Source organism: Marinitoga sp. 1154 (genome assembly GCF_013363285.1).
Classification (GTDB): Bacteria; Thermotogota; Thermotogae; order Petrotogales; family Petrotogaceae; genus Marinitoga.
The window spans coordinates 1-790 of record NZ_LBFB01000067.1; the positions used below are offsets into that span (position 1 = coordinate 1).

At 24.3% G+C, this 790-nt stretch carries 1 protein-coding gene; it reads right to left on the bottom strand.

The annotated features are described in order from the left end of the window. Window positions 1-790 (bottom strand): Rpn family recombination-promoting nuclease/putative transposase (locus XO12_RS11115; RefSeq protein WP_175420352.1); only part of this gene is annotated, 790 nt, incomplete at both ends.

Here is a 790-nt window from a genome sequence, read left to right on the forward strand (position 1 = left end):
TCAATTCCTTTTTCAAAGCTTTCCTTTAACGATTCATCTATTGCTTTTACAAAGTTTTCAAACATTCGAAATTCCTCCTCTCCACTTTCAATGTTTATCTCTATATTTTCAATTCTATTCTTTTGACTCAATACCATTAAGAATTTGTTCAAATATTCGGTGAATTTTTTCTTTTCATTTTTTGGTAAGCCTTTAAATGCTTTTTCTATTTCTTGAAACGCTTCTTTTATATTTTTTTTATCTGTTTTATCTATGCTCAATAATAATCCTAATGCATTTTTTATATCTATTAACCTTTTTCTATCTATTTGAGATAAATCTATTAATTCATATTTAAATCTTGGCGTATATATATCAAATAATTGCCAGTTTTGTATCTTTTCCATATACCAAATTTCTGCTGTCCATTTCCTTTTACCATTATAGAATACAACTGGTATTATTGGCGGTAATTTAAATCCTTTGTTTTTCGATTTATGCCTGTTTATATAATTTCTCCATATTCTAACCATATATTCCAGTATCCTGAATTGCATTAAATAATCTATTGATGATTGATGTTCAAGTAATAGAAAAAGATATAAATCATTATTATCATAATTAATTTTAAATAAAATATCAGATTCTTTATCTCCATAGTTTAAATCGGTAAATTTAGTTTTTTCAATGGTAATTTTATCAGGAGTGATATTAAATTTTTTTAATGATGGTAGAAACAAATTGATAAATTCAATAATCATATCTTTGTCTTGAAATATTTCTTTGAATAGTTGATCATATAGTCCCATAT